This is a genomic window from Rhizobium sp. S96 (assembly GCF_030382195.1).
In the GTDB taxonomy this organism is placed as follows: Bacteria; Pseudomonadota; Alphaproteobacteria; order Rhizobiales; family Rhizobiaceae; genus Rhizobium.
The window spans coordinates 255564-270628 of sequence record NZ_JAUDRY010000010.1 but is presented as its reverse complement, the minus strand read 5'-3'; the positions used below and the strand labels follow the sequence as shown (position 1 = coordinate 270628).

Here is a 15065-nt window from a genome sequence, read left to right as displayed (position 1 = left end):
ACCTCCGGCTTCACACTAGGGACGCCATGACAAAGCTTGAAAATCCGGTGCTGATGGCAACGATCGGCGGTGCACAGGGCATTCGCGGCGAAGTGCGCGCCAAGGCCTATACGGCCGATCCGACCGCACTCGGCGATTACGGCCACCTGCACAGCATGGACGGCCGCACCTTCGAAATTCTCGAAATCCGCGAGATGAAGAATGTGGTCGTCGTCCGCTTCCGTGGCGTCAATGACCGCAACGCGGCCGAGGCTCTGACCGGCCTGGAACTCTATATCGAGCGCGACAACCTGCCCGACGACGAACTGGAAGAAGACGAATTCTTCTACGCCGATCTCGAGGGCCTGGAAGCGCTGGATGACAGCGGTGTCAGCTACGGCAAGGTGACCGGCGTCTTCGACTTCGGCGCCGGCGACCTCCTGGAGATCAAGGGACCCGGCAAGCGTCCGGTGCTGATCCCCTTCTCAGAGGCCTCGGTGCTGGAAATCGACCTCGAAGGCGGCAAGATCACCATCGATCCGCTGGCGGCAGGTCTCGTCGACAGCGACGACGACGGCCCGAAGTTCACGCCGGACGAGCCTGATAACGACAAGCCGAAAAAGAAGAAGTGAGCGACGCGATGGCATTCCGGGCAACGGTGCTGACGCTTTACCCGGAAATGTTTCCGGGTCATCTCGGCTATTCCCTTGCCGGCAAGGCGATGGAACGCGGCCAATGGGCGATCGACGCCGTGCAGATCCGCGATTTCGCCACCGACAAGCACCGCACTGTCGATGACACGCCCGCCGGCGGCGGCGCCGGCATGGTGCTGAAGCCTGACGTGCTTGCCCGCGCCATCGATACCGTTTCGGAAAACGACAGCCGTCCTCGCCTGCTGATGAGCCCGCGCGGCAAGCCGCTGACACAGGAGCGCGTTCGCAAACTGGCATCCGGCGACGGCGTCATCATCGTCTGCGGCCGCTTCGAGGGCGTCGACCAGCGGGTGATCGACGCGCGCGAATTGGAAGAGGTGTCGATCGGCGACTACGTACTCTCGGGCGGCGAACCGGCGGCGCTGACCGTGCTCGACGCCATCGTTCGCATCCTGCCCGGCGTCATGGGCAACGACCTCTCCGGCCTGCACGAGAGCTTTGAGGGCGGGTTGCTGGAACATCCGCACTACACCCGCCCGCAGGAATGGGAAGGTCGGGAGATCCCTGCCATTCTCACCTCGGGCAACCACGGAGCCATCGACAAATGGCGCCGCGAGCAGGCAATAAAACTGACCCGCGAACGGCGGCCGGATCTCCTGGAAGACTAGTTTGCCCGGGACAACTTAACCTCGCGAGCCCACAAGCGTTACCGCGCTAGCGGATGGCGCTGCCTCTTGCGACGCCGTTCCACGGGGTCTATTTTCAGCCCTCCGCACAGGGAGGCTGCCATGACATCGAGCTTCAATGTCCGCAGTGCAGGGGGATACGAGCAGCTTATGGGCCGCTGGAGCAAGCGGCTCGCTCCACTATTCGTCGATTTCGCCGGGCTTTCGGATGGCGAGCGGGTCCTAGATGTTGGCTGCGGTAACGGCAGTCTGACCTTCTTCCTACCGCAAGCAGCGAAGATCAAGGAGATCGTCGCGATCGATTACTCGCCGATCTTCGTCGACGAGGTCGCCCGCACCAATACCGATCCACGCATCAGCGTCCGGCAGGCGGATGCGACGGCGCTCCCCTTCGAGGATAAGGCCTTCGACCTGGCGCTTTGCCTGCTGGTGTTGCACTTCGTCTCCGACCCGGACAAGGCCATTGCCGAGATGCGGCGGGTGGTGCGGCCGGGCGGCGTGGTCGCGGCCGCGGTGTGGGACCACATGGGCGGCATGCCCGGGATGCGGATGATGCTCGATACCGCCGCCGTTCTGGACGAAAACAGCCATGACTTCCGGCGCAACTATTGCTTCCGCCCGATGACGGCGCTCGACGAGATGAAGAACAGCTTCGTCAGCCAGGGGCTAGCGTCAGTCGAGCAGACTTCGCTGCTGATCCGCATGGATTACCAGTCCTTCGACGACTACTGGATGCCGTTTACCGGCGGAGACGGACCGCTCGGCCACTACGTTTCCAATCTTGAGGCGGGTTTACGGGAGCGGCTGAAAGCGGCGGTGCGCGGCGCCTACGAGGCGGGCAGGCCGGACGGGCCGCGCTCCTTTGCATCGGTCGCCTGGGCCTGTCGCGGCGTCGTGCCGGGCTGAGGAACGCCGCCGTCCCTGATGCGGATGGGGACGACGACGCAGAAATGCCCGGCCGAAGCCGGGCATGCCGTTTATCGCGATGCAGCGCCGACGGCGGAACCGCGGGTGCTCATGCGCAGGATGTAGTAGACCCCGCCGCCGATACCGACGCCGAAGAACCAGCCGTAAGTCCCCCACCATTGCGGCAGGACCGACGTGAAGGTCGGCAGGATCGAGGAGAACAGCGCGCCGATCGCAAACGCGATGAAAGCATTGACGTGCCAGCCGCCCTGGAAGCGGAATTCGCCATCCTCGCGATAGAGTGCCGGAACGTTGAGCTCGCCCTTCCGGATCAGATAGTAGTCCACCATCATCACGCCGAAGATCGGGCCCATGGTCGACCCAATGAAGTTGACGAAGTGCGCCGCACCCGTTTCCCACGGGGCGAACGGATAAAGCACCAGCGCGATCAGCGCCGCGATGAAGCCGCCACGCTTGAAGCTGATGTGTTTCGGGAAGACGTTCGAGAAGTCGAAGGCCGGCGACACGAAGTTGGCGACGACGTTGATGCCGAGCGTGGCCACCGCGAAGGTGAGTGCCGCGAGCAGCGCCAGGAACCAGCTGTCGAACTTGGCCGAGATGGCTTCCGGATGGAGCAGCACCTCGCCGTAGACGGTAAAGGCCGCCGTCGTGGTGACGCCCGCCACTAGGCAGAAGGCGAGCAGGTTGATCGGCAGGCCCCAGAGATTGCCCCTGCGCAACGTCTTCACGTCTTTGGCATAGCGCGAGAAGTCGCAGAAATTCAGATAGAGCGCCGCAAAGTAGGTGATCCAGGTTGCTGCGACAGCGGCGAGTGCGGGAAAGGAGCCAGGCTCACCGGGAACGCCAGCATCCCTGGTCTTTTCGAGCAGCACGTCGCGCGGGATTTCGCTGCCGAAGGAGAAGGTGCCCGCCTTGATCACCAGATAGACGGCGAGGACGAGCATCATGATCCAGACGGCAGGACCGGCAAGATCCTGGAACTTGCGCACCGTCTCCATCCCACGCTGGATGATCAGGAGCTGCAGCGCCCAGACGACGACATAGCAGATGACCTCGAGCGTCGAATGGTTGAGCAGATGATTGTTCTGATGAAAGGCGAGAATGCTCTCATTGCGAATGAGGAGAGCGACGATCGCGCCTGATGCCGCCGCCGTTTGCGCACCGTACCAGAAGCATGCGACGACCGCTCGGACGAGCGCCGGTGCATTGGCGCCGAAGGTGCCGAACGAGGCACGCGCCAGCACGGGGAACGGGACGCCGGTCTTCACGCCGGCATTGCCGACGAGGCTCATCAGGAAGAAGATCACCAGCGACCCGATGCCGATCGCGATGACGAAATTGATGAAGCTGCCGCACAGCAGGAAAAGGCTGGCGGCGAGATAATAGCCCCACAAACTGTGAACGTCTGAGGTCCACACATTGAAGATGCTGAAGGCGCCCCACTTCCTCTCCGTAGCAGGCGCCAGGTCCTCGTTATGCAATGAGGACGACGGATTGTTTATTGTCATTCATTCCCCTCCGAAACTCCCACGGATCACAATTTGATCCATGCACGAATCTGCTCTCGACGTGTGCATTTGACAAATATTTAATCAAATGAGTCACAGACTTGATATTGTGCAGCGCCGGAAAAGGCCGCATCTGACGGCGAATGCCCGTGAAATTTCAGGACCAAGGGGTGACAAAGCCTCCGCAATGCGGTATGCGCACGCCCGGAATGGGAAAACTCCCATCAACCACGCAAAGAAAAACAGACGAATTCGCTCCTGCCCTCACCGGCAAATATCTGCGGCTCGACCAAGGATAGATCGTCAGAGCGCTCTGGCTGTTGAACCAACAAAGAGGTTGAGTCATGAACATCATTCAGCAGCTTGAGGCCGAACAGGTCGCCAAGATCGAAGCCAAGCGCACGCTCCCGGAATTCTCCCCGGGCGATACCGTCCGCGTCAACGTGAAGGTTACTGAAGGTTCGCGTACGCGCGTTCAGGCCTACGAAGGCGTTTGCATTGCTCGCTCCGGCGGCGGTCTGCAGGAAAACTTCACGGTCCGCAAGATCTCCTACGGCGAAGGCGTCGAGCGCGTATTCCCGGTCTACTCCCCGGCAATCGAAAGCGTAGAAGTCGTTCGCCGCGGTAAGGTCCGTCGCGCGAAGCTCTACTACCTGCGCGACCGTCGCGGTAAGTCTGCCCGTATCGTTGAAGACACCGGCGTTCGCGCCCGCAAGCTCAACGACGCAGAGCGTCAGGCTATTGCTGAGGAAAAGGCACGCCTGGAAGCCGAAAAGGTTGCAGCAGCTCAGGCGCTGGCAGCCGAAAAGGCAGCACAGGAAGCCGCTGAAGCCAAGGCCGCTGCAGAAGCAGCTGCTGCCGCTGCAGCCGAGCCGGCAGCAGAATAAGTTTCAATCCTCAGGGATTGAAGAAAAGGCGACCTTCGGGTCGCCTTTTTTGTTGCGCATGGTGGCACCGGTTACGCGTTAATCGCGCCGCTCCATCAGCCATTGTTCAAAATTCCGAACAGCCCGTGCAGCAAGTGTCCGGTTATCGCAAACAGCGGGCTGCCCTATGTCTGCTCTGTGTTGAAACGGAGTAGACAATGTCCAATCTCGAAAAATCAGGCATATTCACGCTTGGCGACCGCACGGTGCTGCGCCTCGGCTACGGCGCCATGCAGCTTGCCGGCAAAGGCGTCTTCGGGCCACCAAGGGATGGCGCGGAAGCGATCGCCGTGTTGCGCGAAGCGGTCGAAAGCGGCGTCAACCACATAGACACCAGCGACTTCTATGGACCGCACGTCACCAACCAGATCATCCGCGACGCACTGCATCCCTACAGGGATGACCTCGTCATCGTGACCAAGGTGGGAGCGACGCGTGGAACGGATGCATCGTGGAACCCAGCCTTCTCGCGAGAAGCGCTAACGCAGGCGATCCACGACAACCTCACCAATCTCGGGCTTGACGTTATCGATGTGGTCAATCTGCGTGCGATGTTCGATGTCCACGGCCCTGCAGAAGGGTCACTGGAAGAGCCACTGACCGTTCTCGCCGATCTGCAGCGCCAGGGCCTTATCAAGCACATTGGTCTGTCCAACGTCACAGCCAGGCAAATCGCCGATGGCCGCAAGATCACGGAGATCGTCTGCGTCCAGAACCAATACAACCTTGCGCACCGCCAGGATGATGCTCTGATCGAACAGCTCGCGGCGCAAGGGACTGCCTATGTCCCATTCTTCCCGCTTGGCGGCTTCTCGCCGCTGCAGTCTTCAGCTCTTTCTGATGTCGCGGTCTCGCTCGGCGCGACACCAATGCAGGTCGCCCTGGCTTGGCTCCTGCAACGCGCGCCCAACATCCTGCTGATCCCTGGAACCTCGTCGCGCGCCCATCTCAGGGAAAATCTCGCGGTCGCCGACATTACATTGCCGGCAGACGCCATCGAGAAACTCGACAGCATCGCATCGGGCGAGACCATCTAGAAAACATACGCGATGAACGAAAAGGCGGCCTTTGGTCGCCCTTTCGTTCCGAAGCTGGCTGGCGTCCGATTACTCGGCGATCTCGGGCTCGACCAGCCGGGCGAGGTTGCGCAGCGATTCCTGCCAGCCGAGATAGCAGGCTTCCGGCGGGATGAGGTCGGGAATGCCGGCCTGAACGATATCCACCTCGGTCCCGACCGAGACCTTCTTCAGGTTGATCGTCACGTCCATTTGGCCCGGCAGGTTGGGATCGTCGAAGCGGTCGGTGTAGCGGAGGCGCTGGCCTTCGACGAGTTCGGTATATTCGCCGCCAAAGGCATGGCTGTTGCCTGTCGTGAAATTCCTGAACGACATTCTGAACGTACCGCCGACGACGGGCTCCAGATGATGGACGGTGCAGACAAAGCCGTTCGGTGGAAGCCATTTGGCCAGCGCGTCGGCTTCAAGAAAGGCGCGATAGACCTTCTCCGGCTTGGTCGCGAGAACGCGGTGCAGGCGGACGGTACTGGGCATGTCTTGCTCCTCCTAGATTGATACCGTGTGTCAGTCCCAAGGACGGACGCGGCCCCGCCAATCCGACATGCGATCGGCTTTTTGTTCAAGTGGAATGTCCGATGAGTGGAACCGAAGCTTCCGCCCCTCTGGGGGAGCATTATACAAGAGACACACGACCCACGAATTTCCTTCCCACAAATCCCCGGTTTTTAGGCCGTCATTCCGGTTTTCCGGCGTCGCCGCGCGCCAATCCTCTTGCCATCGGCTTCGCAACTATGACAGGTTCCGCGAGCTAAATTTTGGGGAGATAATTCAATGCCGTTCCGCCGCACCGTCCTTGCTGGACTGACCGCTCTCATCCTGTCGCCGCTGGCAACCCTGGCTGCCGATCTGCCTGATCTGAAGGGCAAGAGCGTCGTCGTCGTCACCGAGAATGCGTATCCCCCGTTGCAGTTCGTCGATCCGAAGTCGGGCAAGGCAATCGGCTGGGAATATGACGCGATGAACGAGATCGCCAAGCGACTGAACTTCAAGGTCGAATACCAGAACACCAGCTGGGACGCGATGATCCAGGCAGTCTCCGACAATCAGTACAACATCGGCATGACCGGCATCACCATCAAGGATGACCGCAAGGCCAAGGTGGACTTCTCCGATCCCTACATGCGCTCGCAGCAGTTCATGCTGGTGCGCGGCGATGAGGGTCGCTTCACCGACGCCAAGACCTTTGGCGCCTTCAATGATGGTCTGGTCGGCGCGCAGCCAGGCACCTCGCCCTTCTACACGGCTGTCTACGAAATCCTCGACGGCAATGAACAGAACCCGCGCATCAAGCTGTTCGAGACCTTCGGCGCAACCGTGCAGGCTCTCAAGGCCGGCGACGTCGATGTGGTCTTGACTGATAGCGTTGCCGCCAAGGGCTATGTCGATGCCTCGAACGGTGGCCTGAAGGTCATTGGCGGTCCGCTTGGCACCGAGGACTTCGGCTTCATTTTCCCGAAGGGTTCGGATCTTGTCGCGCCGGTCAACGCCGCTATTGCGAGCCTCAAGGCCGACGGTACCTTCGATGCACTGAACAAGAAGTGGTTCCTCGACTACAAGATGGGCGAATAACAAGGCCTCCGTTCCTCAATGTTAGCTCCGCAGCCGGCTCCCGGCGGACATAGCAAGGGCGACTACCCCTGGTGGTTGGTCGCCCTCGTCGTCATCGGCATCATCCTTGCCGTCGTGATTGTCACCAACGATATCTACGCCCAGGTTTTCCGCACCGTTTTCAACGGTGTCGGCATCACCATATTCGTGACACTGGTGGGCTTTGCGCTCGCCATCATTCTCGGTCTCGGCATCGCCCTGCTCGGCCTCTCCGACAGCGTCATCCTCAGGCAGATCTCACGCTTCTACGTCGAGGTCATCCGCGGCGTCCCCATGCTGGTACTGCTGTTCTATGTCGCCTTCGTCGGCGCACCCGCCATCGTTGCGGCCTACAACGTGATCATCACGCCGCTGGTTCGCGCTGGCCTCGCAGAGCCGATCATGGTGCGCGACTTTTCCCTGATGTGGCGGGCGATCATTGCGTTGATGATCGGCTATTCCTCGTTCATCGCCGAAGTCTTCCGCGCCGGCATCCAGTCCGTTGACCACGGACAGATCGAGGCGGCCAAGGCGCTCGGCCTGTCGCGCTATCACCGTTTCCGCCTCGTCGTCTTTCCGCAAGCGATCAAGGTGATCTTTCCGCCGCTCTCCAACGACTTCGTGGCGATGGTGAAAGACTCGTCCCTTGTGTCCGTCCTCGGCGTTTCCGACATCACCCAGATGGGCAAGATCTACGCATCCGGCTCGTTCCGCTTCTTTGAAACCTACTCGATCGTCACCTATATCTACCTGATCCTGACGATCGGGCTGTCGCTTGCCCTGAGGCAAGTGGAGAAACGAATGCGCGGGAAGGAACGTCGATAGCGGCTGAACGATTCGAATTGCCGCCGTCGCCAAAAATTGATATGTGACGGCTCATGGAATCCAAGTTCAGTTGCATTGGCGCCCATGTTTTCGTGCTGCAGGATCACTATCGTCTGCCGGCACGCTTTTTTGCGGCCGTTTCCGGCGCACTCAACAGCCGACTTCGTTGATCGAATGACGGCCGGCGGACCTGTCCGCCATTAAAGCTCCATCTATCCATACGCATCCAAAAACGGACCTACCGCCATGAGCGCACCGCGTACCCTCTACGACAAGATCTGGGACGACCATCTGGTCGACGAGCAGCAAGACGGCACCTGTCTTCTCTATATCGACCGCCACCTGGTCCACGAAGTCACCTCGCCGCAGGCTTTCGAAGGCCTGCGCATGACCGGCCGCAAGGTTCGCGCGCCGGAAAAGACGCTGGCCGTGGTCGATCACAACGTTCCGACCTCGCCTGATCGCCACCTCGGCATCAAGAACGAGGAAAGCCGCATCCAGGTCGAGCAGCTTGCCATCAATGCCGCCGAGTTCAACGTCGAGTACTACTCCGAGAACGACAAGCGTCAGGGCATCGTTCACATCGTTGGTCCCGAGCAGGGCTTTACCCTGCCTGGCATGACGATCGTCTGCGGCGATAGCCACACGTCGACCCACGGCGCTTTCGGCGCGCTGGCGCACGGCATCGGCACCTCGGAAGTCGAGCACGTTCTCGCCACCCAGACGCTGATCCAGAAGAAGGCCAAGAACATGCTCGTGCGTGTCGATGGCCAGCTTCCGCCGCACGTCACCGCCAAGGACATCATCCTTGCCATCATCGGCGAGATCGGTACTGCCGGCGGCACGGGCCACGTCATCGAATTCGCGGGCGAAGCCATTCGCGCGCTGTCGATGGAAGGCCGCATGACGATCTGCAACATGACGATCGAAGGCGGCGCCCGCGCCGGCCTGATCGCGCCTGACGAAAAGACCTTCGAGTACATCAAGGGCAAGCCGCGCGCGCCGAAGGGCGAAACGCTGGAGCAGGCAATCGCCTACTGGAAGACGCTGCAGACCGACGAAGGCGCTCACTACGACCGCGTCGTCGTTCTCGACGCCGCTTCTCTGCCGCCGATCGTATCCTGGGGCTCCTCGCCTGAAGACGTCATCTCCGTACAGGGCGTCGTTCCGAACCCGGACGAGATCCAGGACGAGAACAAGCGTAGCTCCAAGTGGCGCGCGCTCGACTACATGGGCCTGAAGCCCGGCACCAAGATGACCGACATCACGCTGGACCGCGTCTTCATCGGCTCCTGCACGAACGGCCGTATCGAAGATCTGCGCGAAGTCGCCAAGGTCGTCGAAGGCAAGACCGTTGCTTCGACCGTCAACGCCATGATCGTTCCAGGCTCCGGCCTCGTGAAGGAACAGGCAGAAGCGGAAGGGCTCGACAAGATCTTCAAGGCTGCCGGTTTCGACTGGCGCGAGCCTGGCTGTTCCATGTGCCTGGCCATGAACGACGACCGCCTGAAGCCGGGTGAACGTTGCGCATCGACGTCCAACCGCAACTTCGAAGGCCGTCAGGGCTTCAAGGGCCGCACGCATCTGGTCTCGCCGGCCATGGCGGCAGCTGCGGCGATCGCCGGCCACTTCGTCGATATCCGCGAGTGGAACTAACTGCTATCGTCTCCCTCGCCATCCGGTGAGGGAGACATCCTATCTCCGCAAGACATGCCGCGCCTTCGGTGAGACAATGACACCGACAGACCTTTGCCTGCACTTTTCGGGTGAGCGACATGAAAACACAAAGCGGCCCCTCGCCAAGCCGGCGATATCTCTTTCTTCTGCGACATGCCAAATCCGCCTGGCCACCTGATGTCGAAGACCACGACCGTCCGCTGGCCGACCGTGGGCTCAAGGCTGCTCCGATGATCGGCGCCTATATGGCGCGGGAGCGGCTCTTTCCCGACAGTGTTCTGGTCTCCACGGCGCGGCGTACGCAGGAGACATGGAAGCTGGTGGCGAAGGAGCTGCCACACCCGATCCCCCGGCAGGACGTCCCCGAGCTCTACGAAGCCTCAACCACCCGTCTGGTCGACATTCTCGCAGCGGTGGATCCGAATGACCGAACCGTGATGATGGTGGGACACAATCCCGGTCTTCAGGATTTTGCGAATTGGCTTGTCGGTAGCGGTGATGCCGAGATGCGCAAACAGATATCAGAGAAATTTCCCACGGGTGGCCTCGCCGTCATTTCCTTCGAGGCCGACGGCTGGGCGGACGTATCGTCGGGCAGCGGGCGACTTGAACGTTTCGTCACGCCCCGCGTACTCGCCGCAGCGCTCTCCAACCATGAATGAAAAAGGGCGGCTTGCGCCGCCCTGCCGTAGTCAGAATGTTGCTGTCTTCGGATCCGGCCCGATGCGAGCGCCGGTGTTGTCGAGCTTGGCGATCACGCCCATGTCTTCGCCATCGAGCTTGAAGTCGAAGACCTCGAAGTTCTCGACGATGCGCGATGGCGTCACCGATTTCGGAATGACAACGAGGCCGCTATCCATATGCCAGCGAATGATCACCTGCGCCGGTGTCTTGCCATGCTTCTTGGCGATTGCGCCGATGACAGGATGGTCGATCAGCTTGCCCTGACCAAGGGGGCTCCAGGACTGCGTGACGATGTTCAGCTTCTTGTGAGCCTCCTGCGCGACCTTCTGCTGAAAATCAGGATGCAGCTCGATCTGGTTGATAACAGGCACGACACCGGTTTCGGTGATCAGGCGCTCGATATGCTCGGGATAGAAGTTCGAGACGCCGATCGAACGCGCAAGGCCGTCCTTCTTCAGCTTGATCAGGGCTTTCCAGCTATCGACATAGCGATTGCGCGTCGGCGCGGGCCAATGGATCAGATAAAGGTCGACATAGTCGGTGCCGAGCCGCTTCAAGCTCTTCTCGAAGGCCTTGAGCGTTGATTCGTAACCCTGATCATTGTTCCAAAGCTTCGTCGTCAGAAAGATGTCCTTGCGGTCGACGCCGGAGGAACGGATGCCCTCGCCAACGCCATCCTCGTTTTCGTAGACGGCCGCCGTGTCCACATGGCGGTAACCGGCCGCAATTGCCGTCCGCACGGTCGGCGCCGCAATGTCATCGGGCGTCCGCCATACACCGAGGCCGACCTGGGGAATGGAATGTCCGTCATGAAAGGTAATGATGGATTGTTGTGCCACACTAAGTCTCCGCAAGAATCATTGAATTCGATCGGGTATATTGACCCGCAGCCCCGGTTTACCTGCGCGCATTCGGCCCAAGCGCCGGTGGTGACGCATATAGGTCAGCGAACCTCGATTATCACCCCCACGCTAGAGAACGCGGACGACCGTACCCTTGCGTATGAACGGCAGCAGGCGACGCATATCGCGAGGGTGGACAGCAACACAGCCCGCGGTCGGCTCATAGCCCGGCTTGATCATGTGGAAGAAGATCGCCGAGCCTCGGTTGCGCGCCCGTGACGTGACGTTCCAGTCCATGACGAGGCAGACGTCGTACAAACCATCCTGGCGCTTCATCTCTTCGTGGCTTGGCCGAAACGGCGCCTTGACCAGGCGATTGTAGTTGGGGTCCTCCGGCTGGTCACACCACAGCATGTCTCCGCGAATCCGGCGAATCGGCAGTGGGGTCTGCAGGCGTGTCGGCCGGTCTCCGTGCCGAAAACCGGAGAGCACTTTCATCGATGCGATCGGCGTTGCGCCATCACCTTCACGTTTCAACACAGTCCGGCCCGAACGGCCAATCGCGGCAGGCACGACGATTGCACCGAATTGAACCAATGCACGACTTTTCTGACCCGGTGCTGGTCGAACGGTAATGATCGTGGATTGTATAGCGCGCGACCGCCTTGTTTTTTCCATCTTTCTCACATGTCTTGGCAATTGCTTGGGGTAAGATTGAAATCATATAGCACCATATACGACAACAGCTTGGTCTCCTGATCTTTGCCAATGATCGAAATTGGCGTAGGACTAAGGAACCAGATGGCGAGGACAGAGCCGCATGACCGCACGCACCATTCTATTGGTGGACGATGACGATGACCTCCGCGAAACACTCACGGAACAGCTGTCGCTGTACGACGAGTTTACTGTTTTGCAGGAAGCAACAGCTGCAAAGGGCGTGGAACGCGCTCGAGCAACGCCGATCGATCTGCTGATCATGGATGTCGGGCTGCCTGACATGGATGGCCGCGAGGCCGTCAAGCTGTTGCGCAAGGGAGGCCTGAAGGCGCCCATCATCATGCTGACCGGCCATGATACCGATTCGGACACGATCCTTGGTCTCGAAGCCGGTGCCAACGATTACGTGACAAAGCCGTTCCGGTTCGCCGTGCTCCTGGCTCGCATCCGCGTGCAGCTGCGCCAACATGAGCAGAGCGAGGACGCCACGTTCAGCGTTGGCCCCTATGTATTCAAGCCGAGCCAGAAGCTCCTGACGACCGACAATGGGCAGAAGATCCGCCTCACGGAAAAAGAGGCCGCGATTATCCGGTATCTCTATCGCGCCGAGCAGAAGGTCGTGACCCGCGATGTGCTGCTTGAGGAAGTCTGGGGTTACAATTCGGGCGTGACAACCCACACGTTGGAAACCCATGTCTATCGCCTGCGTCAGAAGATCGAGCGCGATCCGTCAAATGCCGAGATTCTGGTGACGGAAAACGGCGGCTACAAGATCATACCGTAAGATGGCACTGAACGACGATATCCGGCTGCTGTCGCAGCTGCCACTGTTCAACGAAATGTCGGAGGATCAGCTTCGGCTGATCGCCTTCGGCGCCGATCGGCGCACGATCTCTCAGGGGCAGATGCTGTTCCGCGAAGGGTCGCCGGCAGAAAGCGCCTATGTTATCCTGAGTGGTACGGTCGAGCTCAGCCGAACCGGCCGCGATGGCCAGCCTGAGGTGCAGGCGAACGTTGGCGAGGGTACGTTGCTATCCGAGCTCGCACTGGTCACTCTGGTCGAGCGCAAGTTCACGGCGATCGCGAAAGAGGATGCAGGCGTCATCCGCATCACGCGATCGCTGTTTCATCGCCTGATCGAGGAATATCCCGAGGCGGCGCTCCTGATCGAAGCGCGCATACGCGACAATATCGCTGCTCTGGCGGCAAAAGCCGCCGCCGAACTTCATCGCTTTTCCTGACCGATCTGCTCTTGGCCTAGAGATCGAAATGCGCCGTCACCGGCACATGATCGGACGGGCGTTCCCAGCCGCGAGCTTCCTTGACGACGTCGATCCGCTGCAAATGCGGTCCGAGGTCGACCGACGACCAGATATGATCCAGGCGGCGGCCACGATCGGCTGCTTCCCAGTCCTTCGCACGGTAACTCCACCAAGTGTAAAGCTTCTCGTTGATCGGAACCTGCTGGCGCATCAGATCGAGCCATGCGCCGCGCTTCATCACGTCAAGCAAGCCCTCGGTTTCGGCAGGCGTGTGGCTTACGATCTTCAGAAGCTGCTTGTGTGACCAGACGTCGTGCTCGTGCGGCGCGATGTTGAGATCGCCGACGAGAATTGACGACGTACCAACCTCGCCGTTCGCCTTGAGCAGCTTCATTTCCTCGATGAAATCAAGCTTGTGACCGAACTTCGCATTGATCTCCCGATCGGGCTCGTCGCCACCAGCCGGAACGTAGAAATTGTGGAGACGAATGCGACGGCCGCCGCGCTCGAAAACCGCCGAGATATGGCGCGCGTCGCCGACCTTGCAGTAATCCTGACGGTGGTCTTCCGTCAGCGGAAACCGCGAAGCAATCGCAACACCATGGTAGCCCTTCTGGCCGTGGATGATGATGTGCTCATAGCCCATGGCGCGGAGCGGAGCGTGGGGAAAGAGCTCGTTCGGCACCTTGGTTTCTTGAAGGCAAAGGATATCGGGCCGATGTTTCAGCACCAACTGCTCAACGAGTGGCATGCGAAGCCGAACGGAATTGATATTCCAGGTGGTGATCGAGAAACCCATTCGACTCCCTTTCAAACGCGATTGGACTGGCTTTAGAACAAAGCCTGCGCGGATGGAACGGACATAGACAAAGAAAAAGCGCCCCGCGAATGCAAGGCGCCTTGTCACGGGCCGGATGGGTCAGCCGCGGTACGCGGCTGTACCCCGGGGTCAGTCGCGGTAAGCGGCTGTACCCGGAATAACTTCGTAAGGCACCTTGAAGACCTTGTCGTCGAACTGGACGCCGGTCTTGACGTTGAAGACCATCACGGAGGTGTCCTTGCCCTGGTTGTCGGTGATAGTCCACTGCCGCAGATCGTATGTCTTCGGGTCGAACATCATGGTGATCGTCGAATTGCCGAATACGGTATTGTTGCCCAAGGCAATCGTGGTGAGGTCCGACTCGACCTTCACGCTCTTCACTGAACCCGCCGACAGGTCGATGCGTTGCGCCAGAAGGAGGCTGAGGGGCGTCTTCGACAGTGGGTAAAGATCCCAGGTCTTGAGCTTCATGTTGCCGACCGCGACATTCTTTCCGTCAGCAATCACACGGATCGGCGACGGATTGTCGTAGTTGAAGCGAAGCTTTCCGGGACGCTGGATATAGAACTTGCCGCCTGTCTGCTCGCCGCGCGGGCCGAACTGGACGAACTCGCCCTGCATTGTCGCGACACTGGAAAAGTGATCGGCGATCGCCTGCGCTGTCGCGTTATTCGAAGCGGCCGACGCCGCCTGCGCGAAAACGGTCAAAGGGATCGCCGTGGAGGCCGCAGCGACTACCATTGCGCCGAGCATATGGCGCCGGGTCAGCGAAATACGGTCCAGGTATGAATCGGAGTGGGTCATCAATATCTCCTCTATGCAATCTGCATGCTGCTGAAACGCGGCGTCTTCATGGCGTATTCGCAAGCCTGCGGAAGGTAACGCTTTGCGAG

The 15065-nt window shown here is 60.1% G+C and carries 17 protein-coding genes; 11 read left to right on the top strand and 6 right to left on the bottom strand.

Features of this window, described 5'->3' with window-relative positions; all coding sequences use genetic code 11:
• Positions 1-26 precede the first annotated feature (26 nt).
• From rimM to QTL94_RS13475, 3 genes are all read left to right on the top strand, one after another.
• Positions 27-611 (top strand): ribosome maturation factor RimM, encoded by a 585-nt coding sequence (gene rimM, locus QTL94_RS13485; protein ID WP_289802209.1) that lies wholly within the window; start codon positions 27-29, stop codon positions 609-611.
• Positions 612-619: 8 nt separating this feature from the next.
• Positions 620-1300, top strand: a complete 681-nt coding sequence (gene trmD, locus QTL94_RS13480) for a tRNA (guanosine(37)-N1)-methyltransferase TrmD (protein ID WP_065694606.1) — start codon at positions 620-622, stop codon at positions 1298-1300.
• 120 nt (positions 1301-1420) lie between these two features.
• Positions 1421-2224 (top strand): class I SAM-dependent methyltransferase, encoded by an 804-nt coding sequence (locus tag QTL94_RS13475; protein ID WP_289802208.1) that lies wholly within the window; start codon positions 1421-1423, stop codon positions 2222-2224.
• Positions 2225-2295: 71 nt separating this feature from the next.
• On the opposite strand, the gene QTL94_RS13470 is transcribed toward QTL94_RS13475, so the two are convergent.
• Positions 2296-3753, bottom strand: coding sequence for an NCS1 family nucleobase:cation symporter-1 (locus QTL94_RS13470; protein ID WP_065694532.1), 1458 nt, complete (start codon positions 3751-3753; stop codon positions 2296-2298).
• 344 nt (positions 3754-4097) lie between these two features.
• Between QTL94_RS13470 and rplS the strand changes: the two genes are divergently transcribed.
• Together rplS and QTL94_RS13460 are read left to right on the top strand one after the other, a co-directional pair.
• Positions 4098-4640, top strand: coding sequence for a 50S ribosomal protein L19 (gene rplS, locus QTL94_RS13465; protein WP_065694533.1), 543 nt, complete (start codon positions 4098-4100; stop codon positions 4638-4640).
• A gap of 197 nt (positions 4641-4837) precedes the next feature.
• Positions 4838-5716 carry an aldo/keto reductase family oxidoreductase gene (locus QTL94_RS13460; protein ID WP_289802207.1) on the top strand — a complete coding sequence of 293 codons (879 nt, stop codon included), beginning with the start codon at positions 4838-4840 and terminating at the stop codon, positions 5714-5716.
• A gap of 69 nt (positions 5717-5785) precedes the next feature.
• Here QTL94_RS13460 and QTL94_RS13455 read toward each other — a convergent pair whose 3' ends face one another.
• Positions 5786-6229, bottom strand: a complete 444-nt coding sequence (locus tag QTL94_RS13455; protein ID WP_065694535.1) for an SRPBCC family protein — start codon at positions 6227-6229, stop codon at positions 5786-5788.
• Between the two features lie 297 nt (positions 6230-6526).
• Here QTL94_RS13455 and QTL94_RS13450 point away from each other — a divergent pair, with 297 nt between their 5' ends.
• From QTL94_RS13450 to QTL94_RS13435, 4 genes are all read left to right on the top strand, one after another.
• Positions 6527-7324 (top strand): transporter substrate-binding domain-containing protein, encoded by a 798-nt coding sequence (locus tag QTL94_RS13450; RefSeq protein ID WP_065694536.1) that lies wholly within the window; start codon positions 6527-6529, stop codon positions 7322-7324.
• 18 nt (positions 7325-7342) lie between these two features.
• Entirely contained in the window at positions 7343-8167 is an 825-nt protein-coding gene (locus QTL94_RS13445; RefSeq protein WP_065694537.1) for an amino acid ABC transporter permease, read from the top strand.
• Positions 8168-8413: 246 nt separating this feature from the next.
• Entirely contained in the window at positions 8414-9823 is a 1410-nt protein-coding gene (gene leuC / locus QTL94_RS13440) for a 3-isopropylmalate dehydratase large subunit (protein WP_065694538.1), read from the top strand.
• Between the two features lie 119 nt (positions 9824-9942).
• Positions 9943-10506, top strand: coding sequence for a SixA phosphatase family protein (locus QTL94_RS13435; protein WP_065694539.1), 564 nt, complete (start codon positions 9943-9945; stop codon positions 10504-10506).
• 30 nt (positions 10507-10536) lie between these two features.
• On the opposite strand, the gene QTL94_RS13430 is transcribed toward QTL94_RS13435, so the two are convergent.
• Both QTL94_RS13430 and QTL94_RS13425 read right to left on the bottom strand, forming a co-directional pair.
• Positions 10537-11367: an aldo/keto reductase gene (locus QTL94_RS13430; RefSeq protein ID WP_289802206.1), complete on the bottom strand. Its 831-nt coding sequence runs from the start codon at positions 11365-11367 to the stop codon at positions 10537-10539.
• Between the two features lie 132 nt (positions 11368-11499).
• Positions 11500-12048, bottom strand: a complete 549-nt coding sequence (locus QTL94_RS13425) for a L,D-transpeptidase family protein (protein ID WP_289802205.1) — start codon at positions 12046-12048, stop codon at positions 11500-11502.
• Positions 12049-12190: 142 nt separating this feature from the next.
• Between QTL94_RS13425 and QTL94_RS13420 the strand changes: the two genes are divergently transcribed.
• Positions 12191-12874 carry a response regulator transcription factor gene (locus tag QTL94_RS13420; protein WP_065694542.1) on the top strand — a complete coding sequence of 228 codons (684 nt, stop codon included), beginning with the start codon at positions 12191-12193 and terminating at the stop codon, positions 12872-12874.
• Between the two features lies 1 nt (position 12875).
• Positions 12876-13331 carry a cyclic nucleotide-binding domain-containing protein gene (locus QTL94_RS13415; protein WP_289802204.1) on the top strand — a complete coding sequence of 152 codons (456 nt, stop codon included), beginning with the start codon at positions 12876-12878 and terminating at the stop codon, positions 13329-13331.
• 16 nt (positions 13332-13347) lie between these two features.
• Here the strand turns inward: QTL94_RS13415 and QTL94_RS13410 are convergent, their stop codons facing one another.
• Together QTL94_RS13410 and QTL94_RS13405 are read right to left on the bottom strand one after the other, a co-directional pair.
• Positions 13348-14151, bottom strand: a complete 804-nt coding sequence (locus QTL94_RS13410) for an exodeoxyribonuclease III (RefSeq protein ID WP_289802203.1) — start codon at positions 14149-14151, stop codon at positions 13348-13350.
• 150 nt (positions 14152-14301) lie between these two features.
• A complete protein-coding gene (locus QTL94_RS13405) occupies positions 14302-14976 on the bottom strand; it encodes an outer membrane lipoprotein carrier protein LolA (RefSeq protein ID WP_065694545.1) in 675 nt (224 codons plus the stop codon).
• Positions 14977-15065 lie beyond the last annotated feature (89 nt).